This is a genomic window from Dokdonia sp., from assembly GCF_039945015.1.
Taxonomy (GTDB): domain Bacteria; phylum Bacteroidota; class Bacteroidia; order Flavobacteriales; family Flavobacteriaceae; genus Dokdonia.
Window position 1 is genome coordinate 283,282 of the sequence record NZ_JBDUXP010000002.1, and the last position, 24,474, is coordinate 307,755.

24 protein-coding genes are annotated in these 24,474 nt (G+C 30.9%); 10 read left to right on the top strand and 14 right to left on the bottom strand.

Going from position 1 to position 24,474, the window contains the following annotated elements; genetic code table 11:
• The first annotated feature begins 81 nt into the window (after positions 1-81).
• The 7 genes from ABJD27_RS01395 (at position 82) to ABJD27_RS01425 (ending at position 6,274) form a co-directional block, all read left to right on the top strand.
• On the top strand, positions 82-1,155 hold the full coding sequence (locus ABJD27_RS01395) for an alkene reductase (protein ID WP_348173186.1): 1,074 nt from the start codon (positions 82-84) through the stop codon (positions 1,153-1,155).
• Positions 1,156-1,283: 128 nt separating this feature from the next.
• Positions 1,284-1,475, top strand: coding sequence for a cold shock domain-containing protein (locus ABJD27_RS01400; protein WP_348173185.1), 192 nt, complete (start codon positions 1,284-1,286; stop codon positions 1,473-1,475).
• Positions 1,476-1,596: 121 nt separating this feature from the next.
• Positions 1,597-2,046 carry a KTSC domain-containing protein gene (locus tag ABJD27_RS01405; RefSeq protein WP_348173183.1) on the top strand — a complete coding sequence of 150 codons (450 nt, stop codon included), beginning with the start codon at positions 1,597-1,599 and terminating at the stop codon, positions 2,044-2,046.
• Positions 2,047-2,088: 42 nt separating this feature from the next.
• Entirely contained in the window at positions 2,089-3,381 is a 1,293-nt protein-coding gene (locus ABJD27_RS01410; protein ID WP_348173181.1) for a DEAD/DEAH box helicase, read from the top strand.
• A gap of 213 nt (positions 3,382-3,594) precedes the next feature.
• A complete protein-coding gene (locus ABJD27_RS01415; protein WP_348173179.1) occupies positions 3,595-4,614 on the top strand; it encodes a type 1 glutamine amidotransferase domain-containing protein in 1,020 nt (339 codons plus the stop codon).
• 23 nt (positions 4,615-4,637) lie between these two features.
• The gene (locus tag ABJD27_RS01420; protein WP_348173177.1) at positions 4,638-5,693 is read left to right on the top strand and encodes a helix-turn-helix domain-containing protein; all 1,056 of its coding nucleotides are present in this window, start codon (positions 4,638-4,640) and stop codon (positions 5,691-5,693) included.
• 41 nt (positions 5,694-5,734) lie between these two features.
• Complete coding sequence (locus ABJD27_RS01425; protein ID WP_348173175.1) at positions 5,735-6,274, top strand: hypothetical protein; 540 nt, start codon at positions 5,735-5,737, stop codon at positions 6,272-6,274.
• Positions 6,275-6,326: 52 nt separating this feature from the next.
• On the opposite strand, the gene ABJD27_RS01430 is transcribed toward ABJD27_RS01425, so the two are convergent.
• The 10 genes from ABJD27_RS01430 to ABJD27_RS01475 all read right to left on the bottom strand — a co-directional run bounded on the left by ABJD27_RS01430 (position 6,327) and on the right by ABJD27_RS01475 (position 16,540).
• On the bottom strand, positions 6,327-7,442 hold the full coding sequence (locus ABJD27_RS01430; RefSeq protein WP_348173173.1) for an acyltransferase family protein: 1,116 nt from the start codon (positions 7,440-7,442) through the stop codon (positions 6,327-6,329).
• 106 nt (positions 7,443-7,548) lie between these two features.
• Positions 7,549-8,421, bottom strand: a complete 873-nt coding sequence (locus ABJD27_RS01435) for a LytTR family DNA-binding domain-containing protein (RefSeq protein WP_348173171.1) — start codon at positions 8,419-8,421, stop codon at positions 7,549-7,551.
• A gap of 108 nt (positions 8,422-8,529) precedes the next feature.
• A complete protein-coding gene (locus tag ABJD27_RS01440; protein ID WP_348173170.1) occupies positions 8,530-9,033 on the bottom strand; it encodes a hypothetical protein in 504 nt (167 codons plus the stop codon).
• Between the two features lie 437 nt (positions 9,034-9,470).
• A complete protein-coding gene (locus tag ABJD27_RS01445) occupies positions 9,471-10,112 on the bottom strand; it encodes a thiamine phosphate synthase (RefSeq protein WP_348173168.1) in 642 nt (213 codons plus the stop codon).
• Between the two features lie 108 nt (positions 10,113-10,220).
• Complete coding sequence (locus ABJD27_RS01450) at positions 10,221-10,781, bottom strand: DUF4494 domain-containing protein (RefSeq protein WP_348173166.1); 561 nt, start codon at positions 10,779-10,781, stop codon at positions 10,221-10,223.
• Between the two features lie 308 nt (positions 10,782-11,089).
• Positions 11,090-12,856, bottom strand: coding sequence for a serine hydrolase (locus tag ABJD27_RS01455; protein WP_348173164.1), 1,767 nt, complete (start codon positions 12,854-12,856; stop codon positions 11,090-11,092).
• 37 nt (positions 12,857-12,893) lie between these two features.
• Positions 12,894-13,616, bottom strand: a complete 723-nt coding sequence (locus tag ABJD27_RS01460; protein WP_348173162.1) for a response regulator — start codon at positions 13,614-13,616, stop codon at positions 12,894-12,896.
• Position 13,617: 1 nt separating this feature from the next.
• Positions 13,618-14,436 (bottom strand): histidine kinase, encoded by an 819-nt coding sequence (locus tag ABJD27_RS01465; RefSeq protein ID WP_348173160.1) that lies wholly within the window; start codon positions 14,434-14,436, stop codon positions 13,618-13,620.
• Positions 14,437-14,829: 393 nt separating this feature from the next.
• On the bottom strand, positions 14,830-15,531 hold the full coding sequence (locus tag ABJD27_RS01470) for a response regulator transcription factor (RefSeq protein WP_348173158.1): 702 nt from the start codon (positions 15,529-15,531) through the stop codon (positions 14,830-14,832).
• A complete protein-coding gene (locus tag ABJD27_RS01475) occupies positions 15,518-16,540 on the bottom strand; it encodes a histidine kinase (protein ID WP_348173156.1) in 1,023 nt (340 codons plus the stop codon). The genes ABJD27_RS01470 and ABJD27_RS01475 overlap by 14 nt, the downstream gene beginning before the upstream one ends.
• Before the next feature lie 162 nt (positions 16,541-16,702).
• On the opposite strand from ABJD27_RS01475, the gene ABJD27_RS01480 reads away from it, so the two are divergent.
• A complete protein-coding gene (locus tag ABJD27_RS01480) occupies positions 16,703-18,550 on the top strand; it encodes a S41 family peptidase (protein WP_348173154.1) in 1,848 nt (615 codons plus the stop codon).
• A gap of 186 nt (positions 18,551-18,736) precedes the next feature.
• Here the strand turns inward: ABJD27_RS01480 and ABJD27_RS01485 are convergent, their stop codons facing one another.
• A complete protein-coding gene (locus ABJD27_RS01485; protein ID WP_348173152.1) occupies positions 18,737-19,294 on the bottom strand; it encodes a Crp/Fnr family transcriptional regulator in 558 nt (185 codons plus the stop codon).
• A gap of 95 nt (positions 19,295-19,389) precedes the next feature.
• On the opposite strand from ABJD27_RS01485, the gene ABJD27_RS01490 reads away from it, so the two are divergent.
• Positions 19,390-19,962 carry an HD domain-containing protein gene (locus ABJD27_RS01490; RefSeq protein WP_348173150.1) on the top strand — a complete coding sequence of 191 codons (573 nt, stop codon included), beginning with the start codon at positions 19,390-19,392 and terminating at the stop codon, positions 19,960-19,962.
• A 4-nt stretch (positions 19,963-19,966) separates the two neighbouring features.
• A complete protein-coding gene (locus ABJD27_RS01495; protein WP_348173149.1) occupies positions 19,967-21,139 on the top strand; it encodes an MFS transporter in 1,173 nt (390 codons plus the stop codon).
• Between the two features lie 196 nt (positions 21,140-21,335).
• Here ABJD27_RS01495 and ABJD27_RS01500 read toward each other — a convergent pair whose 3' ends face one another.
• The 3 genes from ABJD27_RS01500 to ABJD27_RS01510 all read right to left on the bottom strand — a co-directional run bounded on the left by ABJD27_RS01500 (position 21,336) and on the right by ABJD27_RS01510 (position 24,066).
• Positions 21,336-21,809, bottom strand: a complete 474-nt coding sequence (locus tag ABJD27_RS01500; protein ID WP_348173147.1) for a heme-binding domain-containing protein — start codon at positions 21,807-21,809, stop codon at positions 21,336-21,338.
• A gap of 184 nt (positions 21,810-21,993) precedes the next feature.
• A complete protein-coding gene (locus ABJD27_RS01505) occupies positions 21,994-23,109 on the bottom strand; it encodes an ABC transporter permease (protein ID WP_348173145.1) in 1,116 nt (371 codons plus the stop codon).
• Positions 23,110-23,145: 36 nt separating this feature from the next.
• Positions 23,146-24,066 carry an ABC transporter ATP-binding protein gene (locus ABJD27_RS01510; protein WP_348173143.1) on the bottom strand — a complete coding sequence of 307 codons (921 nt, stop codon included), beginning with the start codon at positions 24,064-24,066 and terminating at the stop codon, positions 23,146-23,148.
• Positions 24,067-24,474: the final 408 nt, after the last annotated feature.

The following is a 24,474-nucleotide window of genomic DNA, read 5'->3' on the forward strand; positions in this document are numbered from 1 at the left end:
ACTATTATCATAACAAATGTACAAAAATATACAAAGGTAACTATCATTAGTTACTTTTGTATACTAAAGTAAAATATACATATGAAAACATTTGAACCTACCATTTTAGGAAATAGAAAACTAAATAATAAAATAGTAATGGCTCCATTAACTCGATGTAGAGCGATTAACAATACACCTAACGAATTAATGAAAACCTATTATACCCAACGAGCAACTGCGGGTTTAATAATTTCTGAAGGGACTTCTCCTTCTCCTAATGGGTTGGGTTATGCTAGAATGCCTGGCGCATACACAGATGAACAAGTACAGGGATGGAAATCTATTGCAGAAGGGGTTCATCAAGAAGGAGGGACATTTTATATCCAACTCATGCATGCTGGCAGAGTTGCATCCCAATTAAACCTTCCTGATGATGGTAGAATTATTTCACCATCTGGAGTACATCTGGACTCTGGAGAAATGTATACAGATTCAAAAGGATTTCAACCTCATGATATTCCTGAAGAAATGACTATTGAAGATATTGTTGCTACAAAAGAAGAATTTATAAAATCTGCAGAAAAATTAATAAAAGCTGGTGTAGATGGTATAGAACTTCATGCTGCAAATGGGTATTTATTAGAGCAATTTATAAACCCTAAAACAAACCTAAGAACAGATAAGTATGGTGGAAATTATAAAAATAGAGCTCGATTTATTATAGAACTAGCTTATGAACTTGGTAGAGCTATAGGAAATGATAAGGTCGGAATTCGTTTTTCACCATACAGCGTTTTTAATGATATGCAAGGAGAATATGAGGATCTTATAGACATCTACACCTATCTAGCAGATGAATTAGGAAGCCTAGGACTAGCCTATGTACATATTGTAGATCAAACAGTAGCAATGAATGCACCTGAGTTTGCTACAGACATTAAACGCACTATTAAGAATGCATTTGAAGGAACAGTTATCGTAGGTGGGAATGTCCATTCGACATCTCAAATCGAGAATCATCTAAATGAAGGATATGATTTGGTGTATATTGGGCGTCCATTTATATCAAATCCTAACTTAGTTGAGAAATTAAAAACTAATGGAACCTTAACGCAGCCAGATTTTGAAACCTTCTATACAGCTGATGCTATAGGATATACAGACTATATATAGTTTTAGAGACTAACTTAATGACTAATTCTATATGGGTATATGAAAATAAATGAATTAGTTTGTTATATATCAAATTAATGGCACCATCTTTGCAAAAGATATATTATTATAAATTTAATTACAATACAATGAATAAAGGAACAGTAAAATTCTTCAATCAATCTAAAGGATTCGGATTTATCACTGAAGAAGGTGCTGACAAAGATCACTTTGTGCACATTTCTGGATTAGTAGACGAAGTTCGTGAAGGCGACTTAGTAGAATATGATCTACAAGAAGGAAACAAAGGTTTAAACGCAGTAAACGTAAAAGTTATCTAATACATATACTTAAAGTTTAGTAAAAAGCCCATCATTAATGATGGGCTTTTTTAATGCTTAAAAATATATCGAGTGCTTACATAAAATAATGTAATTTCGCGCCCGATAAAATTCTTTGATAATGAAACGAATAAATGAATACAAAAAACTCTTTGGAGTTGAGAAAGAGCTAGATCTTAAAATGCTTAAAAAAAGCTATCGTAATCTAGTAAAAGAATGGCATCCAGATAAGTTTCAAGAAGATGATGCAAAACGTGAAGAGGCAGAAGAACAGAGTCGAAAAATTATTGATGGTTATCACTTTCTAGTAAGTATAGCTCCTGAAACAAAAGAAGCCAACTTACCTGCATATACAGAAACAATCACCAATGCTGGTATTGCAGACTATCATCACAAAGGACTTTTATTAGAGATTACCTTTAATGACGGTACTACCTATGAATACTTTGGGGTAACTAAACAGGTATATATTAAAATGGTAAACTCTGATAAATTAAATCGTTTTGCAAAACGTGCGATCTATCCTAAGTATACCTACAGAAAATCAAAAAGATACCTTCAAGAAGCATAATAGCGATCTATCTTTACATATTCTCTTTAAAAACGATTTATTATGGCAACTCATTTTTCTGATTTAGGCATCATCGAACCTATACAAAAATCATTAGAAACACTTGATATCACACAACCTACAGATGTTCAAGTAAAAGTAATTCCAACGGCGCTTACCTCAAAGAAAGATGTTGTTGCTCTTGCCAAAACAGGATCTGGTAAAACCATTGCTTTTGGAGTACCATTATTACAGTTAATAGATCGTACCAATCCAACTGTGCAAGCAGTTATTCTAGTGCCAACAAGAGAATTAGGACAACAAGTACATGCAAATATTACCTCATTTGCTGGACAAATGCCAGAGATATCTACTGCATTTATCTGCGGAGGTGTTCCTATTAAACCACAAATAAAACGCCTTACAGAGCCTACTCAGATTGTAGTTGCAACTCCAGGTCGCCTTATTGATTTAATACACCGTAAAGCAATAGATATTAAAAATGCAAACTACCTTGTACTTGATGAAGCAGACGAGATGGTGAGTTCGCTTAAAGAAAGTCTAGATGAGATTGTTACCGAAATGCCAAATAATCGTAGGACATTCCTATTCTCGGCGACTATGCCTGGTACAATAAAACAGCTCATACAAAACTATCTATCCAAAAATCCGATTCATATCGAGTCAGAGATGGAGACACTAGGCCATCAGGGGATTACTCATGAATTTGTTGTAGTAGAACCTATTGAGAAACTGAATGTATTAATGCATTTTTTGAATACACGTATTGGACAACGAGGGATTATTTTTTGCAAAACCAAGGCTGCTGTAAATAAATTAGCAAAAAACCTAGCCATTAATAAATTCTCATCTGGTGCTTTACACGGAAGTCTTTCTCAACCTATTCGTGATCGTATTATGGGACAATTTAGAGAAGGACATATTGATATTTTAGTAGCCACAGATCTTGCTGCTCGTGGGATTGATGTAAAAGAGATCACCTATGTTATAAATTATCATTTACCAGAATTCTATGATATGTATGTCCACAGAAGTGGTCGTACCGCTAGAGCTGGTGCATCCGGATATGCACTTACTATTTTACAAAAGGAAGAAGCACATGAAATTGCAGAGTTTGAACAGGAATTAGGTCTTTCTTTTTCCGCTTTCGCGAAAGCGGACTCACAACAACTAGAAGATAATAACACCTTATTATGGGCAAAAAAGATCTTCAAGACAAAGCCAAATCGTAACATTAGTCCTGAGTTGAAAGAAAAGATACATACCGTTTTTCATCACCTTACCAAAGAAGAATTGATAGATAAGTTATTGGCAAATAAAACAAATAGCAAATAGTAGACTGTCTTTCCATTTGAGTTTTTAAATGATCTTTTACACTGACGGAATGATCATTCAAACAGTGTTTACGGGAAGTTTTGACGTATTTAGCCATGTATTTATCAATCAAATAACATGACTAAAAAACGCAGCATCCGTCGAATCCTTAAATGGATACTTATAACTTTTACATCTTTATTTCTTGTTCTCTTATGTTTTGGGATATGGTTTATGAGCTTAATACCTCCCAAAGATCTTACTTTAGAAACGTCACTTGTACAAGATTTACCCTATCTGTCTGAAAACGTCGTGCCACGAAGGGGTAAAATCTTAGCCATAGTTACAAGTACAGATAAAATGGGAAGTAGTGATAAAAGCACAGGATATGAATTAACCGAGCTATCTCGTGCATATTATGTATTTAAGGCTAATGGTTTTGAAGTAGATATTGCAAGTCCATTGGGTGGAAAACCTCCTGTAATTATAGATGATGATGATATGGGAGCTTTTGATTACGCCTTTCTAAATGACTCTATAGCACAGTATAAAGCAAACCATACAATACCCGTAGAAGATATTATTCCAGATGAGTATGAAGCTGTATTCTTTGCAGGGGGAAAAGGAGCTATGTTTGACTTTCCTGATAATAAAGCAATCCAATCTATTATTCGTACATATTATCAATCTAATAAAGTGGTAGGTGCTGTATGCCATGGTCCAGCTGCTTTAGTTCATGTAACCTTAGATAACGGCCGCCCATTACTAGAAAATAAAATGGTGAGTGGTTTTACAAATGATGAGGAATTACTTTTGATACCAGATGCAAAATCTATTTTCCCTTTTCTTTTACAAGATAAAATTGTTGCTCAAGGAGCGCGTTTAAATAAAGGTGATATGTATTTAGAAAAGGTCAGTCATGATAAGAATTTAGTTACTGGTCAAAACCCTTGGTCTACTTGGGTATTAGCAGAAACTATGATCAAACAATTGGGATATACACCAAAGTATAGAGAAATTACTGATGAAGAAAATGCAGTACATATATTATCAGTTTATAACACCCAAGGGTCTCAAAAAGCAAAAGAAGTCATAAAAGAAATGTACCAGACAGAAAAGAAAAAAATCAATAGGGTTCTCATAGCTTCACATAGCATTATAGCTGCTATGAAAGGAGACATTGGTCGATTTTATGATATCTTAGGATTGGTTACTTATATAAAAAAATATGACTCTGCTGAAGTTAAAATATAAGTACATTTGAAAAAAATATCATATTGGATTTTCTAGATATACTCCTTATTATTATAAGTAGCGCAGGACTTATACACGGTATTTTATTTGCCGTGTATCTCTGTTTTATAAAAAAGAAAAAGACGATTTCTAATCTTTTATTAGGTCTTATGCTCATTTTTATGGCATTTAGAATAGGTAAATCTGTCATGCTACATTTTGGACATAATCTAGAACCTCTATTTATTTTTGCAGGTTTAGCTTTTTTATTATTGATAGGACCATTACTAAGATGGTATGTTCTTGCAATGACTCGTTCGAATTTTAAATTACCAAGTTATTATGCGATAGAATTCATTCCATTTATACTCGTGTTTGCGATGAGTTTTTTTATAACAAAAAATTGGTTTGATCCTACAAATAGACAGGCCATTATAGTGTTTGGTAGTATCCTTATCTTTATTTACCTCCATTTTGCAAGTTATATTTTTATATCAGGAAAACGATTACAAAGCGCAAAGAAAGTCTATGCAAAAAAACTCCAGACAAAAGATACAAAGGCAATATTTGAATGGCTACATATACTCATAATAGGGTTTATCATTATTTGGATTTCTTATTTTTTAAATATCATAGAAGATACAATACCCTACATTGTGGGGCCTATTGTATATTCTATAGTTATTTATTTTTTAAGCTATAAAGCGTATTCATTAAAAATCACTGATATTGACGGAAATGTATTTAAAGATAATGATCATACACCATTATATAATCGTATAGTACAATTGGTTGTAGATGATAAATTATACTTGGAACCAAATACATCACTTTCTAGTTTAAGCAAATTATTAGGGGTGAGTTCTCAAAAAACATCTAAGGTTATCAATCAACATGCAAATAGAAATTTTAATGATTTTATAAATTATTATCGAATACAAGATGCTAAAAAACAACTTCTAGATGTAACAAAAAACAATTACACAATCTCGTCTATTGCTTTTGATACAGGCTTTAGTAGCTTATCTTCATTTAATAGTGCTTTTAAAAAATTTGAATCTACCACGCCATCTTTATATAAAAAAGAGAATGGAAATTAATCTATTTACGTATTTTGTTACTATAGAGCACAACGACTATTATGGAAAGATCATTAGAATCTCAAAGAATCGAATTTACTAATCAGAAATTTCTAGCAACACCATTGTCTGGTTTAATCGTATGGCTACTCATTGGTATATCTGGAATACTGTTTTCAGATGAAATCACAGTTTGGGTATTATTTATTGGAACTGGGAGCATTGTGTATTTGGCATTATTTATTTCAAAATTCACTGGAGAAAATTTCCTTAAAAAAGGTAAACCTAAAAATGTATTTGATACTCTTTTCTTTTATACTGTTGCTCAAGCAGTATTAGCTTATGCCATTGCCATTCCCTTTTTCATCATTGATTATACATCAATCCCTTTATCTGTTGGCATATTAACAGGGACCATGTGGTTGCCATTCTCTTGGATTATTAAACATTGGGTAGGGCTGTTTCACGCCATAGCAAGAACCGTCCTCATTGTATTATTTTGGTATTTGTTTCCAAATGATAGATTTGTAATTATTCCTTTTACAATTGTTATAATTTACATTATAACAATGATCATTTTAAAAAATAGGAGCGAAGCTTAATAAGTATACTTTCTCCAGATAATTAAGAATTCTTATAGACTGGATGATCTCATTATAAGTTATCTTTCTTTTTCATTCCAAATAAGATTCTTGGTATTTTAAAGGGGTAAATCAACACTCTATATATGATTACAATGAGAGGAAACGATGTTACAACTAGTAATCCGATTTTTGACAAGATTCCAATATCTAATTGAATGATATAATATCCCAAAATAATAATGATGGTTTGATGTAAAATGTAAAATGGGTATATCGCTTCATTACATTTTTTTAGTAACGTGCTTTTTTTGTTAAACCAAGTTTGTCCATATCCGAGAAGTGTTGTAACAAGTGTCCAACTTACTAATGCACACACTAGATACCATATACTCCATCTACTACTTATAGAAAGATATGGTGATATATAGTCACCTGGTAAAAAATAGTAAGTGTAAAATAGTATGGTACTTATTACAAAAGCGATAAAGTTGAATTTTCGATGTAATCTAAGGTGATTCCAACTATTTTTAGACACCGTAAATAGCATCCCTGAGATAAAAAAATAACTGTAATAAAAAGTCGAAGATAGGTTTGTTATATCTTTTGAATCACTTGGGTATATTTTTTTTAAGAAAATAGTTATTATAATTAAAGGAACAACCCATAAAAGGATTCCATATTTTTTTGAAGTAATTGTATCAAGAAGGGCAATCAATGCATTTGACTTAGATGATTTCAATAACAAAATCAAAGGAATTAATACAATAGATAACACAAATAGATTCACAATAAACCATAAATGATTTGTTTCAAAAGCCCCATTTTTATAAACATCTATATATGAGTTATAGTTATCTATAAATTCATAATACGTTTGTGGGGGAACAATAAAAAGAACACCAAAAATGAGTGGAATTACTAAACGTGTACTTCGTTCTTTTAAAAACTGAAACCAACTTCTTTTTGAAAAAGCAAACATAGTTCCTGTGCCAGATATTAGGAATAAAAGTGGTAATCTAAATTGCTCAAAAAACACCATGATATCATCTAATACTTTACTAGATTCAGAATTCATTATATGAAATTTATCACCATTAAAAGGCATCCCAATATGGTGTAGATATACCGCTAGGATAGCAATTACACGTAACCAATCTAAATCATACCGTCTCTTTCTTTTTATCAAAATTGTTGTCTTTAAGTTTAGTCTACAAACCTAAGAACAAATGAATCTATGAATCATATTATGTGATATATAACAAGTAGAAGTGACGAAATACAAAGGGTAATCTTTATACTTTAGAATAGACAGCATTAAATGTTGCAATATTTGACCTGGAAACCGGAATACGCATCGATCCTTTTTTTAAGGTTAATTGATATCCTTGAGCATTTCCTGAAATAGATTTAATTGCATGTAGATTTACCAAATAGGAGCGATGTGTTTTATAGATATGTGTAAAAGAATTTAATTGTGCCTCTACCTCTTTAAGCGTTATCCGAATTAATGTTTTATTAATTCCATCAGAGGAAGACGTAAATATTTCTGTATAGTTACTTTCTACTCTTGCAAATAGGAAATTTTTAATTTCTAATTTAAACTTCTCACTAGATCCCGAATCCACTAGAGATACAAAGGTATTATTTGGTTCTAGCGTGTGGATAGATATATTTTTTAAACTAGAAGTATGTTTATTGATAAGTCGTTCTAGATTTAATGGCAATACAATAATTAATATAAGAAACCCCACCAAAAATGTATTTCGAATTTCTTCCCATAAATATTGAAAAGACCAATTATTATGGTTTGTATAAATTAAATCACGAATTAAAAAATCAACAATACCAATAATGAAAAGTATCACTGACAGATGAAAAATTTCCTTTCCAAGTGTCCACGTGATATCATCTTTACGCATTTTATCCATTAAACTGATGTATATATAAGCGATAGGAAATGGAATACACGCATGAATCAATAAAATCCAAATAGCATCGATTTTATGCTCGGTTACAGTAACCGTAAAAGGTTCAAAAAAATAAGAAAAACAAAAACTTAAGATAGAAATGAATAATAATAATAAAACTAATCGTTGTTGACTACTATAATAATATGGATATGGTTCTTTTAAATACTTTTTAATGTATGTTAATATCAATTTCATTGAAGCTAAATTAGTTTTTTTACTTGGTCTAATAAAATCATTATTAAAGCAATACTAACCTATAGAGTATTTGCATGAACTGGAGAATCTATTAATGTATAATTAAATCTAATCTGTTCCAGATCCAACAAAATACACCAATTGGATAAAGGCAAAACTATTCCAAAACATATGTAACCCTAATGAATATAGAAAACCATAATGCATTCTAACATATCCATAAGTCATTGCAGAAACTAATTTTGGCAAGGTAATTATCGGGAGAAGAAGAAAGTGTTTTAAAGTTAATTCATGATTTAAAATATGCATCCAAGCAAATGTAAAACAGAAAAAGTAGAATATCCATTTGAAATTCTTTTTCCAAAACCTATCCAATGTGCTTTTAATTTTTAATCGGGATATAATATCATAGGAAATAAGTATGGTGAAGATGCTAACTATAACTCGAACCTCAAAATGATTATCAATACTGCTCAGGCTTACTTGATAGATAAGCTTTGTAAACAAATAATACATTAATACCCCTAAGGTTAACGTTACATGTAAAACCTTAAATTTTAATGACAATCTAAATGCAATCTCTTCAAGGAATGGAAGAATGATAATACTCAATAAAAATATAGTTTCCGTAGTGTATAATTCAGTCCATCTAACTTTAGTTAGATTTATGGGATCATATATTAATTGGGCGACTATTCCTGTGAGTATGGTTAAAATTACTTTGATTACAAAAATGTTCCAAGTTCCGCTAATGTTCTGAAGAATTGTATTCTCATTAGATGTTATATAAACGGGTTTTAGAATATAATTCTTAAACCCCAAAAATTCTCGATAGTAGTGTTTTGGATTAATTAATTTTAATTTCATGTTGGGAGTATCCTATTTTGTTAAACACAAATTATGCATACAAAATGGAAATCTATAATAAGACTATTATATACTCTGATGGATTTATCATTCCATTAGGTAACTACACACATTTAAAGCAAGATTTTAGAAATACTATCTAATTGGATTACGTACAGTTTTTAGAACTTTATTCAACTGGCTTACTTAAATGTATGGCGTTGTTCTTCTGTTGAAGATGCCTTTAGTAATCGGTGAAATGTTTGTATGGTATTAAAATTTCGGGTTATTACTCCAGATACTGCAATTCCAGAAATACCCGTTTTTAAAATGTCTGTTACATCATCTGTTGTGATCCCTCCATAACCAATAATAGGTGTTTCAGTTTTTAAAATATTGGTAATCGCAGTGTATCCGTTTAAACCTAAAATCGGTGGTATACGATCTTTAGTTGCCATACATCTAAAAGGACCTAAACTTATATAATCTACTTGTTTTGTAAGTAATGCTTCACAATCTTGCAAACCAGCAGCCATTCCTCCAATACTTTGCCAAGTATATAGGTGTATTCTAGCATCAATAGGGCAGGAGTCATTTTTTTCTAAAAATACACCATCGGCTTTTACTGCTCTTGCTATTTTATAATCCCCATTAATGATTAATCTGGTTTGAAAATGAAAAGTGATTTCTCTAGCTTCTTCAGCTAGCTTTAAAAACTTTTTTTCTGAAGCATTTTTAAAACGTAATTGTACTAATTCTGCACCAGATGAACATGCGTTTTGAATGTTTTCCAATTGCTCTTTTGGAGATGTTGCCTGAGAGATATAATGTAGTTTAGGAATCATCAAGATTTAATTTTGTGTAAAACAACTATAGAGCGCCTACCTTTAATTTATCACATTAAAGGTAGACACTATTTACTGTTCAATAAGGGTTTCTTAGTAAAAAAATAATTACTCAGTTTCGACAGCAAGTACATCAGCCATCTCCAAGTCTTTATCCATTCCAATAGTTACAGGCACAGAATCTTTAAGTGCTGTAAACTTTTCCAAACGTTCCATATCATCTTCTTCTCCAGAAAAATAAGGAAACACATCCATAATTGGAGATTCTGAGATAGCCGGTATTGAATATTCACCCATCGTATCTTTCATTGTGCTTACCGTGTTTTCATAAGCTTCCTTTACATTATTGGCTTGTACCAATAGATATAGATTGGTTTTACGTTCCTTACCACTTTCTTCATCAAAGGCAATTAAAGATACCTTAGATTTAAACCATCTATCAGAATTCTCAAAGGGATGAATCTCAGCATAGTTAGCCACTTTAATATTCATAATCTTAATTTCATCACTATCACTTAAGTAAACTGACATCTCTTCGGTGATTCTACTTTCGGCTTCAGTATAAGAAATAGCATCGACTAAAAAAGGTTCTGTCTTTACCTTTAGCATTCCAGATGCATCATCAAATTTTCTATATTTCACCTTGCATTCATACCATGTTGCACTCATATCTTTTTTGTTTTAAGGGTGCCAAATATAGGGTTTCGCTCAAGGCGAAAATGTAATCATTCAGAATAGATGTTCACAATTTTAAGAAGATTTTTATACTGCTTTTAATCTGAAAGGATTAAGGTGTATTCTAGAGGTATTTTTATTTCTTTTGCTTTCGCGAAAGCGTAATTAAAAAGAATCCTATGTCTCTTCAAAATTCATAGTTCTTTGGTTTGAAAATCAAAATGTGCATGGAATAAAATTATAAACTAAGAAGTTTCAAAAGGATGTCTTGAAACTTCTTAAATATGTGTAAACACTTGTTATTACTGAGTTAAAAGAAAATCAAGTAAGTTTAGATGAAACGTATTTTTATGCTCAGAATTGGTGAAAAACACATAACCCACTTTCATTTCAGGATTAAATATATACAGTGCTGTGTTGCTTAAATTATCACCTCCATGTGAGTAGTTCGTCCCGTATGCAGATTCTTCTATAACAATGCCCAATCCGTATTTGCGCTCTTTTGATTTTTTAGTCGCTAGTGAGGTTGACTGTATTTTTAATAGCTCATTACGACTCTTTTGTGATAAAATTTCAAGGTTCATTATGGCCATTAAAAAATTTGAATATGCTTTAGATTCTGTTTGCAAACTAGCCGATGCTTTAAAGTTTGGGTCTTCTGCATCATTACTATAACCATTATTCAGTTTCCCCTTAAAATGACCATCAACACGATGCTTTTCTATATATTCATTCCATACAAAAGAGCTTTTACCCATATTTAAAGGGTCAAAAATCTCTTTTTTAATCAATGTTTGTAGTTCATTCTTTTTCAATCCTTTAAGATGTGCTATGACTTTTGCCAAATATTCATACCCTTCTCCTGAATATTGAAATTTAGTTCCTGGTTCAAACTGTATCGTAAGTTTATTATTGGGATTATAATTTCCATTTTGATCAAGAAACCTCCAATTAGGAAATCCGCTGGTATGTGATAATACCATTCTAGCTGTGATGGATTTGTAGCGCTCATCATATGCAATATCAGGATATTTCATATACGTATACAATGGGGTATCCAAGTCAATAAGTCCATCATCTACCATTTTCATAGCAAAGAAGCTAAATACTGTTTTAGACATAGATGCAGCATCAAAAATAGTTGAATCATCTACTTTTTCTTGTGTTTCATTGTTCTTAACTCCTAATGCATCGTGATATACTATTTTATCATCATTAATAAATGCTATAGATAACCCAGGCATATTAAGAGAATCCATTTGATGCTTTATAAAAGCATCAATTTTTGATGAAGAAATATGATTTCCATTAAAAGATCGGATAGTGTTTTGAGTTTGAATAAGATCATTTTTTGATTGTTGTATATTCCAATTTTTGAATTGTTGATCTAATAAAGAAACAGCTGGTTTTCCACCTTTTTCAATTCCATGAACAGAAAGTTTTAAAATGGCATCATCTTTTGGATTATACACAGAAATAAATGCAGATCTAGCATATTGTAATCCACAGCGTTTATCACCACCAGCCATCTCACCTGCCTTTAGTGCAGACATTAAACGCATAGCAAACGATTCTTCTCTGTCATTATTAAAAGCTTCGAATGCATTTTTAATAACCATTTCGTCTACCAAAATATTTCCTAAAACAGCAAAATCATCTCCTACTTTTGATCCGTTCCAATCTTTTATAAGTTGGCCGGAATAGGTGAGTGGAGCATTACTATCATTTAATAGAACAACTCCATATTGCTGTCTCTCAGGATTAAATTCTTTATCCCTCATTCCAGAGAGAATAGCTTCTGCAGAGGAATCTGACATCATTAACTCTACACCTTTCATCCGTGCAAAATAACTACTCCCAGCTTGTACTACAATCGCACCTTTTTTGGGCACTATAGATGCAATCCCTTGGACATCAAATGTACAGGAAGCCCCAATAATACCAATCTCTCCTGTAACCCTATCTACAGCGATAATAGACCAAGTTGCATAAGATGGTATAGAAATTAATAATGTTAGTAAAACAACACTAAATAGATGTCTTGATTTTGCTTTTTGTTGATGTAACATTTTTTGATTTTTTTGATTGATAAATTTAATATGATATTTATAGACTGATCCAATTTTTAAATTTTGCAGATTGTCTACTTGATACTTCAAAAATTGCTCCTGTAATGAAAACCAATTGGAGTTTATTTTTGAAATAGGGGTTAATTTTTTCTATGTAATCAATATTTATAATTTGCTTTCTATTGATTCTAAAAAACTGTTGTGATGGCAAAATATCTTCCAATAAATTTAAAGATTTTTTTATTAGAACTGTATTGCTATTATAGTGTATACGTGCATAATTCTCCAATGATTCCAATAGCCATATATCGCGAACTTGAATTAAATGACAATTCTCATTGTCCTTGACAAACACTTTTTGGTGGATGGATACTGATGTCTCATTCTTGTTTTTTTCAGAAAGTGTTTTTATTACTTTTTCAATCGCTTTATTAAAACGCTCCTGACGTAATGGTTTTACCAAATAATCTAAAGCATTCAACTCAAAAGCTTTTACCGCATATTGGTCATAAGCTGTTGTAAATACTACTTCCGGAACCATAGTTAGCTCATCTAGTAGTTGAAGCCCTGATTTCTCTGGCATATGAATATCCAGAAACAATACATCTACATTCAAAGAACTGATTAAAGTCATTGCTTCTTCTGCATTACTAGCCTCACCAACAACTTCAAATTCTGGAAAAGGCATTAAGGCTCTTTTTACCTCCTGTCTTGCTAAGCGCTCATCATCAATAATTATGGTTCTATACTTCTTGCTCATTTTATGTCTTGGGTATTAGAATAGTAACGGCAACTATATTTTTAGTTTTTTTTTCAATGATAAACTGTGCTTTTCCATCAAATTGTATCTGTAATCTTTCTTTTAAATTTTTAAGTCCAATTCCATTAGCTTCATGCAACTTGAGCTTTCCTGGATTTTCTACTTTTATTTGGATAAAATCATTTTTAGCTGAAATAAAAATAGAGATGCAACCTCCCTCAATGTATTTATCTATACCGTGTTTTATGGCATTTTCTACCAATAACTGAATACTAAATTTTGGTATTTTATTTTTTTCCAAACGAGAATCCACATTAATAACATATTCCAATCTACTTTCATATCTTATCTTTTCAAGTTCAAAGTAATCTCTAACCAACTGTAACTCATCTTTAATTAGAGTAAGTTCACTATCTTTTTGATCAAGAGACGATCGTAGTAAATCAGATAATAAATCAATAGATCTTCTTGCTGAAGACGGGTTTTCTATGATTAATGACTTAATCGAATTCATACAATTAAATAAGAAATGTGGATTAAGTTGTGTTAATAAATTATCTAGTTGTGCTTGTTTTGCCGCTGTTAATAATTCTGCATTTAGTTTTGATATATGCAATTCTCTATTGTGATAGTTATAAAGATGATAAGAAAGTAGCCAAATGGACATAAGGCGCAGTCCTGTAATAAATACAGGATCCCAGTCCAAAAGTGTCTGAAAAAATCCAAAATTCTGATTTGCAACATGCTCCCAGAAATAATACCATTTTAGATTTACTAAAATCATAAAACAGAATGCAAGTAATAGTACAGTTGGTATCAATATCAAAAGTAATTTGCCAATACCTAATGAATTCCAATGGTATCTTATAGCTAACTTCCTATATATATGAGTTAGAACTATACCAATTACGACATCCAAAATATAATTACAAACAGCAAGAAAAATAGAATAATCATCTCTGATTAAAGTAATGTATAACCAATATAAAGATACCACACCCCATCCTATAATTTGGCATTTCCAATAAAAGGTCAATTTGTTTTTTAAAGCCATATTTCATACAAATTAATCCATAATAAATAGATACTAAAAATAAATTTCCATAAACGCAGTAAATCGTTGATAAACGTGATCGAATGATGTTCTTTTCCTTTTTTTGCTTTCGCGAAAGCGTACTTTAAAAGGGAAGTAATACCCAATAAATAGGTAATATTATAACTTATTAGTATTTAAATACACCTTTAAAGCCTCTCTATAACTACTACCTACTGGGATTTCTGAATTATTAATCAGCACACATTTTCCATTGTACTGACTTATTTTACCTAATGGAACAATATAAGATTTGTGGATTCTCATAAATGCATACTTACGCAATACTTCTTCTATCGATTTTAATGTTTTTAACGCTAGACAATAATTGTTTCCAGTTATAATCTTAGCATAATCTTTCAAGCCTTCGATATAATCAATATCCTTTATAATAATCTTAATAAACTCATCTCCTTCTTTTACAAAAAAGGAAGGTTCAAGCATGTTATTATCTTCCTTCTTTTCTATATTTTCAAAACGCCTAATAGCTTTACTAATACGTTCAAACGAAATGGGTTTTAATAAATAATCTACCACTTCTAAATCAAAACTTTCAACAGCATATTCGCTAAAAGAAGTCGTCATTATAAAGGAAGTAGTTCCCATAGAAAGTTTTACTAGTTCAATTCCAGAAATTTCTGGCATCGCAATATCTGTAAAGACAACATCTATAGAAGAACCTTCTTTTAAATAGTGTAATGCATCAATAGCGTTTGTAAACGTTTTAACCACTTCAAAATTTGAGAAACGCTTTAAGTGATGTGTTATAACATCTATAGCCAAAGGCTCGTCATCTATAATGATTGTTTTATACAATTTCATTTGAGAGTGGTATTTTAAGCTGCGTAGTATAACTTTCTTTAGTAGTAGTAATACTCATATTAGACCGTTTAGGATACAACAACTGCAAGCGTTGTTTTAAATTTTCAAGGCCTTTTCCATCCCGATTGCTTTCTTGAAAATGTTGTTTACTAAAAAGGCTATTCTCTACAGTGCATAGAAGATTGTTATCTTTAATATTCAAATAGATGTTTACAAATGCATCTTTTGAGTTGGTATAAAATCCGTGTTTGAAAGCATTTTCTACAAGTGTTATTAAAAGAAAAGGAGCTATAAATGTTGAGCTGTAATCAGAATCTTTGATAGTAAGTGTAATACGTGCATCCTCACCAAACCTAATTCTTTCTATAGCTATGTATTTCTCAATAAAATCAATTTCTTTATGTAAAGGTACTTTGGTAAGATGTGTTTCATCTGTCAAATAACGCATCATACTGGATAGTTTTAATATATAGTCAGATGTCTCAGGATGATTTTTTAATGACAAACTATACAAGGAATTAAATGCATTAAATAAAAAATGAGGATGTAATTGATTTTTTAGCAATTGTGCTTTTGCTAGATTTAATTCTTTTTCTAACATTTTATAACGATTTAGAAACTCCAATCGATTTATAAAATAAATACCTGAGTAAAATAAAAGAGAGATCCCTAGAGAGCTTGTGAAATATTCAAATGTTTGTTTAAAATCAGTAGTACCGTGTATTCTGTAATCTTTTAGTGATGCTAGTAATAACAGTATGATAATGCAAAGAATGATCATACTTATTTTTTTCCAAATATGATCTAATCTGAATACAAAATAATATAATCCATAAGCAATACAGGCACATATAAAATTCTCTATAGCATCACTTGTCAAAAAGAAAAGCCAATCTTCTGGAAGTAAAAAAGAAGCCTTTCTTAAAAGTTCAAACGTAATAACACCTATAAAAATCACGTGAAAAGTATTTTTTATAGTATGTATGGTCTTAGGTGATAGTTCCAGCATTCTAGTAATTTATAAATACAATGTAAATATATACAAATGCAATACCGCTACGTCGATTAGAAGATTAGGTTTGTCGATTCGTTTCTATAGATTGTCTATATCGTTTTTACAAATGCTCCAATTAAAATATGTTTGGTTATGATTTACTTTAAAAATTGAAAAATGAGAACATATTATATCCTTATCCTTTTATGCTTTAGCTCACTACTTGCCTTTAGTCAAAAATTAGAGATTAAAAAGGCATCTCCTTTTACTGCTGTACAGTGGGAAAAAGAACAACCTATCGTTCAATTTGATAATGAATGGTATCATTTTGAAAAGTTAGAACACTTTAGTAAAAAACAAATTTTAGAGTTCTGTAAAAAACAATACGGACATAAATGGCAAAAACGTTTCTCAGAAGACCTTGTAGAAGTATTACAAGGCTTAGGGTATCAACCCAATATAAAAGTAGCTTTACAGCTATCTAAAGAAGGTGTTATAAAAACTTATACAGGAACATTTACTTCAAGAAATAGAGATCTTTCATTGCAGTATAATAATGCTATTGTAACGCCTAAATCTATAAATACGCTTTCGCGAAAAATAACTCTTGCCGATGCTCTAGCCGATCTAAAACAATTTGAACAAATACTAGCGTATAGATCATCGTATGCACAACTTTCAATGTTTGATTATAAAAAGGCGATACGAGAATTAGCCGAATCAATAATAAGAAAAAATAAAGAGATAGAGATCAATGAATTTACAAATGAGCTAAGCAAAATTATGTCAGAAATAGGGGATAGGCATTCCTCGATTATGAATGAAGTATTTGATAAAAAAAATCATAAAACGCACAACCTAAGATTGCCTTTTGGTGTAACAACTATAGATGGAAAAATTGTAGCAGTAAAACAAGATCAAAATGATAAGAAGTATAGTTACTATGATACTACACACCCATACATTAAAAGCATCGATGAGATAGCGGTTGAAACACTTATAAACACCTATAATTACAGAGATAAGAAAGCACCAACACAAACAAAACTTTCAAGAGGTAGTCATGCTATTCAAAAATACGGCGAACTATTATTTAAGAATACTATACCATGTCCAGATAGTGTAACCGTAGTCTTTAGTAATGATTCTTCTGAAAAAAAGGAAATTGTCCCATTAACGACCATTAATAATGAGTATTTTTCAAAAACTCTTCAAGAAAACTATAAAAATAGGAGCAAGGTTGAAAATGGAAACTTTGATGATTTACATAAAAGAGTAGGCCAGAATATTGGATATATAAATATTCCAAGGATGTATCATTATGATGAAATAGAGGGGCTAGAAAACTTTATAGAAAATACGCTTCAACGTTTCTCTAATACAAAAGCATTAATTATCGATATTAGAAATAATCCAGGAGGTGGAAGAGAAATACTTCAAACATTTGCACAATATATTGTGCAACCAGAACAATCTCCTTGGATAGCCAATGTTGCATATTTACGAACAGATGCAACACCCCTTGAAGATGTAGCATCCATGAATGCTCGTTATTTATATAGCTATAATGCTACACAATTAACCGATACAGATAGAACAGCAATAGATCAATTTAATACCAATTTTGAGCTTCAAGCAAAAATTGACACCTCAAAGTTTAGTAATCCTTTTTATATGGTTTTACATCATGGAGATAAACCCTATACACAACCTGTCTATATTTTAATAAATGAACAAAGTTTTAGCGCGGCAACCGTTTTTACAAGTGCATTTAAAAGTTTGCCAAATGTGAATATCGTTGGAGTAACCACAGATGGTTCCAGTGGAAACTCAAGAGTATTACATTTAAACTACTCAAACATTAGAGTAAAAGTATCTACCATGTTATCCTTTCAAAGAAATGGAAAAACTTTAGATGGACATGGTACTGTTCCTGATATTAGTATTCCAATAGATGAAATACAGCTGCTAGAAGGTGTAGATACTCAGCTAAGTACATTGATCGAAATGATTAACAGTAAATAAGAAAAGATGACAGAACTCATTTTAAAAAGTTAATTGAGTATCATATATGACTTCAATGTGAACCTTTCATAATCCAAAACATACCCCCAAGACGATACATATTCTGGAATATTTTACATGAGTGTACGCTTTCGCGAAAGCTTTCTCAGTTTAATTAAGAATAAGAGTTATTCTACTTTAAGAATCTTATTTCAAACTATTTAAAGTTCTATTCAGGCTACGAATTGTAATCCCTAAATAATTGGCAATATCATTTTTAGGTAATATTTTATAGTAATCTGGATACGTTTTTTTAAGTTTCAAAATATTTTCTTCGATAGAATAGGAATGTTGAAAAGAATGCCTAGGTGCTTTATATCCAATCTTTTTCGCCAAAGCTTTCATTACTAATCGATTAAAAACAGGATCATTTTCTAACAGTTCATTATAATGTTGATGAGAAACTTTGTAAACATCAACGTTAGATATTGCTTCAATAGAGCAAAAACTTAAATTACCACTAAAAACTTCCAACTCTCCAAACTCCATTCCTTCACCTAAAAATTCTTGAATAAAATCTTTTCCGTTTTCATCAGATAAATAACATTTTGCTATTCCGCTTTTAATAATAAATAAAGAAGAATATTTCTTGTCTTGTTTTAATATAACTTCCTTAGAATTATACTTTTCTAACAGAAAATAACTTACATGTTTTTGATTTAGGATTTCAATATATGTCAAGAAATCGATGTCTTTTATAATCATATTTTATGAGTTGGGACAATTGTCCTTTTATAAGAATTCTAATAGCAAGTCCTTTGCAGTGCAAGATTATACAATTAATTAGAATTGCTAATAAAATGAATATACTATTACAGCAAATAGAGTTTATCAAAGAAATAGATAAATTAAAATACATTCAACGTAAAACAAGATTATTTAATAGTGAACGACATGAAAATGATGCAGAGCATAGTTGGCATTTAGCAATGATGGTATTGATTTTTGCAGAACATAGTAATATGAAAATTGATCTTTTAAAAGTTTTAAAAATGGTATTGATCCATGATATTGTAGAGATTGACTCTGGTGATATTTTTATTTTTGATACCACTAAGAATCATGATAATACTGCAGAAGAATTAAAAGCAGCAAAAAGAATATTTGGTATGTTGCCAGAAACTCAAGCATTAGAATTGATTGCAATATGGTTAGAATTTGAGGAAGGAAAAACGAATGAGGCAAAGTTTGCAAAAGCCATGGATCGTTTTGAACCTATTCTACAAAATGCTTCAAACAACGGAGGAACTTGGAGGGAGTATAATGTACCAAAAGAAAAGGTGCTAGATAAAACAATACCCGTTGCGTCTGGTTCTAAAGCTATTTGGGACTATTCATTAAGCGAAATAGAAAGGCTTTATAAATCATTGTAATTCTATGAAAATTCAAAAGCAAAAAATATATACTTCGCAATTTGTTTTTATTTGTTTGAGTTCCATATTTTTTTCTGCAAGTTTTAATATGTTAATTCCTGAATTGCCAAATTATTTAAGCAATTTAGGTGGCTCTGAGTACAAAGGACTCATTATCGCATTATTTACCCTAACAGCTGGTTTATCAAGGCCATTCAGCGGGAAGTTAACCGATACTATTGGTCGAAAGCCTGTATTGATATTTGGAGCTATTGTTTGCGTAATTACTGGTTTGTTTTATCCAATACTAACTAGTGTTACTGGGTTTTTATTTTTGCGATTGTTACATGGGTTTTCTACTGGATTTAGTCCAACCGCAATCGCTACTTATGTTTCAGATATCATTCCTGAAAATCGTTTGGGAGAAGCAATGGGAATACAAGGGTTGTGTTTTAGTACGGGCTTCGCTTTAGGGCCGGCTTTAGGAAGTTATATTAAACTATATACAGATTATAATGCATTGTTCTACAGTTCATCTTTTATGGCTTTATTATCTATCATTCTAGTTGTAAGAGTAAAAGAAACATTGGTCCATAGACAGAAGTTTAAACTACAAACGCTTAAAATATCAAAATCAGATATCATTGCTAAAGAAGCTTTACCAGCCGCATGTATCACTTTTATTTCCTATTTAGGATTTGGGGTTGTATTGACATTGATTCCTGATTGGAGTGATCATTTAGGAATTATTAATAAAGGAACATTTTTTATTGTATTTACATTTGCATCTATTTTTGTAAGGATTATTGCTGGTAAGATTTCTGATATTTATGGCCGTAAAATTATGATTATTACTGGATTAGTATTTTTAATTCTAGCATTATTATTACTTGGTAAACTAGATAGTATCTACGGCATGTTGGTTGCAGCAACGTTTTATGGTTTGGCAATGGGTATCATATCCCCAACAGTAAATGCATGGACAATTGATTTAAGCAATCCGTCAACAAAAGGAAAATCTATTGCAACCATGTATATTGCTTTAGAAGCCGGAATAGGATTTGGAGCATTGTTTTCTGGGTGGTACTATCAAGATGTGCTAAATAAAATTCCAATAATATTTTACGTTTGTGCCTTTTTTGCATTCTTAGGATTCATCTATATGCTTTTCTATAAAAAAACAATTGTAAATAATTAAAAGCGAAGCAAAAGTTTTATTGAGCTTACTTTTTGTTTAACAAGCACAATTGCCATTAAAAACTATAAATTTCCAATAAGTGTACGCTTAACAAGTAGTTTTTAAACTGGGATATTCTATTAATACTATATAAAATAAGCGATTCAAGCGTATTTTGTTTTGGTAATTTACCAACTTCTAGATAGAATAACAGTTCTTATAATTGGCCATGCTCTTCTAAAAATCGCTTTTTTACTTGAATTATCCATTCAATCATTTTTGCCTTATCCTCCTCCGATAATTCTGACTTAGGATGAAACATAGTATAATTCTTTTTGGGCATTTTATCTGAATCTATATTAAAAGAAATGGCAGAAAACAGAATCTCTTTCTCTATGATCGATATATTTTTCCAATTAGAGAAGTTTAAAACTGAAACGCCTTTTTCTATATTAGCATCTATAAACCATGAGACAGGAGCAATGTTATCAAACCATTCATAATTTGTATAATTAGAATGACAATCGTAACAAGCATTTGTATATAATTTTGATATTTCAGCTGGAGCGTTTTTAGATATTAATATGTCACTTATTGTAGCTCCCTTCTGCACATTCTTATTAGGTCTATAAAATTGTATACAAACTAACATCAGTAGAATTAAAACAATGATTTTATATTTTAATTTCATGGTTTGCGTTCTTAAAAAGAGCTTACTATTTTAAAGGAATTTTTAATGCTAAAAATATCAGTTTTATATTTAGTATTACTATACATTTTTCTAGATTTTCTATTCCTTAAAATATTTATAAATCATCCAAATATAATTATCGTATGCTGCTTATGGTAGTTTATAAAGATTACTAAGAATAAAATTACCCAATCGAAATAATATTCTTCCTAAATAATACGGTAGATAACAAGGTCATTCCTAAACCGATGGCCAGTAAAATTCCCATTTTAGGGAGAATATCCATCAAAGGTAATTGTCTCCAGAAAATATCAAAGAAACCTTCAATTCCCCAATAATTCACACTAATTACGGCAATTTCTTGCATGAATGCTGGCATCATACTTATAGGAATCATACTCCCTCCAATTGCTGACATCAAAATGATAATAATAGTGCTCATACCTTGTAATTGTTGACGTGTTTTTACTGTAGACACTAGGAAAACTCCAAAACTTGAAACTGCAAACGAGATACATAATATCAATAATATCAATGTAGTTACATCCATAAAAATAGGCAACCCAAAAGCCAGCCAAGCAAAGACAAACATAGCTGTTAATTGTAAAATAGAAACCACCATGGCTGTCCCCATTTTTGCTAATAAAATGTCCATTGGTTTTACAGGAGCAATTAGTAAACGTTTTAAAGTTCCTGCTTCTTTTTCATCTAGCAATCCACCGCCTATAGCAGCAATACTAAATAACAACATCATAATTGCTGTTCCTCCTACAGCTTGCACCAAACCTGGATGTGCCTTAGTAGAACTCTCTTTGATTAATGACGTTGTTTTTAACTTTATCGTATTAACCACATCTGCTTTTCCTAAATGATATTTGAACCCTTCTTTTAAAACAGTATGTACAATTCGCATCTGTATATCTCTTGCAGCATCGTATTTTAATTCTATAGGAAGTTCGGTATTAGCAGTGACGGCATTAGAAAACCCTTTTTCAAAAATTAAAACGGCTACATTTTTCCCTTTCCTTACAAGATCTAAAGCTTTCTCCTCTTTAGAAGTAATCAAACGAATGGTTTGCATAGCATTCAATTTTGTAATCAACTCTTGAGAAACTACTGTAGCATCTTTATCTACAACCAACACTCCTAAAGGTTTTGGAGCGCTTTCCTTTTTTCCAACCCCACCAAATGCAAACGCAAATAACGTAATCATAATAATAGGCAGTAAAAAGGTAACAAGAACTCCCTTTTTATCTGAAAAATATAATATTAAATCTTTTCTTAAAACAGTTCCTATCATGATTGTTGATTTTAGAATGGATGATTGTGATGTTTATTAATCTCTTAATTGCTTTCCTGTGAGGTTTAAAAAGATCGCTTCTAGGTTTACTTTATTCAATTGTATGTCCTTGATACTTAATTGTAATCCATGACACGTTGTAATCACCTTAGAAAGCTCTTTTACTGTACTTTCTATCAGTAATTTATTCTTGTTATGTGTCATGGTATAGGAAAGTAATTTTCTAAGTTCATGTACATGACTTTCTGAAAGGATATCAAATTCAATCTGAATGCTTTCTTTTGTCTGTACCAATTCTTTTAATTGAGATTGTGTTCCTTGTGCAATAATTTTACCTGAGTCTATAATGGCAATACGATCACACAAACGCTCTACTTCCTCCATATAATGTGTGGTATAGACAATAGTCATTCCTTGTTTATTTAAGGTTTCTATGACTTCAAAAATGTGATTTCTACTCTGTGGGTCGATCCCTACAGTAGGTTCATCCATAAACAATACTTTTGGATTATGTAACAATGCCGCAGCAATATTGATTCTGCGTTTCATTCCTCCTGAATAGGTTTTGATCAAATCATTTTTTCTATCTAACAATCCAATAAGTTCTAGTGTCGTATGAATTCTCTCTTTCAGTTTTTTGGATGGAATTCCATATAAACTACCCCAAAACAACAAATTCTTATATGCCGATAGCTCTTCATATAAAGAGATTTCCTGAGGTACAAAACCAATCAAATGCTTGCATTCTTTTGCATTTTCATTAACATCTTTGCCATCTATACGAATACTTCCTCCGTCACTTTTTAAAATGGTACTCATCATATTCAGTGTGGTAGACTTTCCAGCACCATTAGGCCCCAAAAGCCCGAAGATTTCTCCTTTATTAATGGCAAAACTAATATCGTTTACCGCTTGTATGTCTTGAAATGATTTGGAAAGATGTTGTACTTGAATCATAGATAGTTGTTCATTAATTATTTAAATGTCGTCAAAACACGACTATCTATAGCATCTATATTACTGAATTGTATTTTTTAAAGGATGAACTGTCTATTAGATAAAAATTAAAACATTTTACGATACTCTTTTCAAGTATGAATAAGGTAAAGCATTGAAATATAAGAGTACTATCATTTTATTTGCTTTCGCGAAAGCGTATTTAAAAGTGTAGTGAGATCCTTGATGATATGATTTTCTATTTATAACATTTAGAATAGGAGATAAGCAGAATTATGTACCTAGAGTAAAATCATCTAATACAAAAATCTAAAAGGAGAATAGTCAATTTTACTATTAATGAGTCCTCAATTTTATCCTCAGAATTAATGATTCCTAAATCATAATAAGTAATGAGGTATAATGATT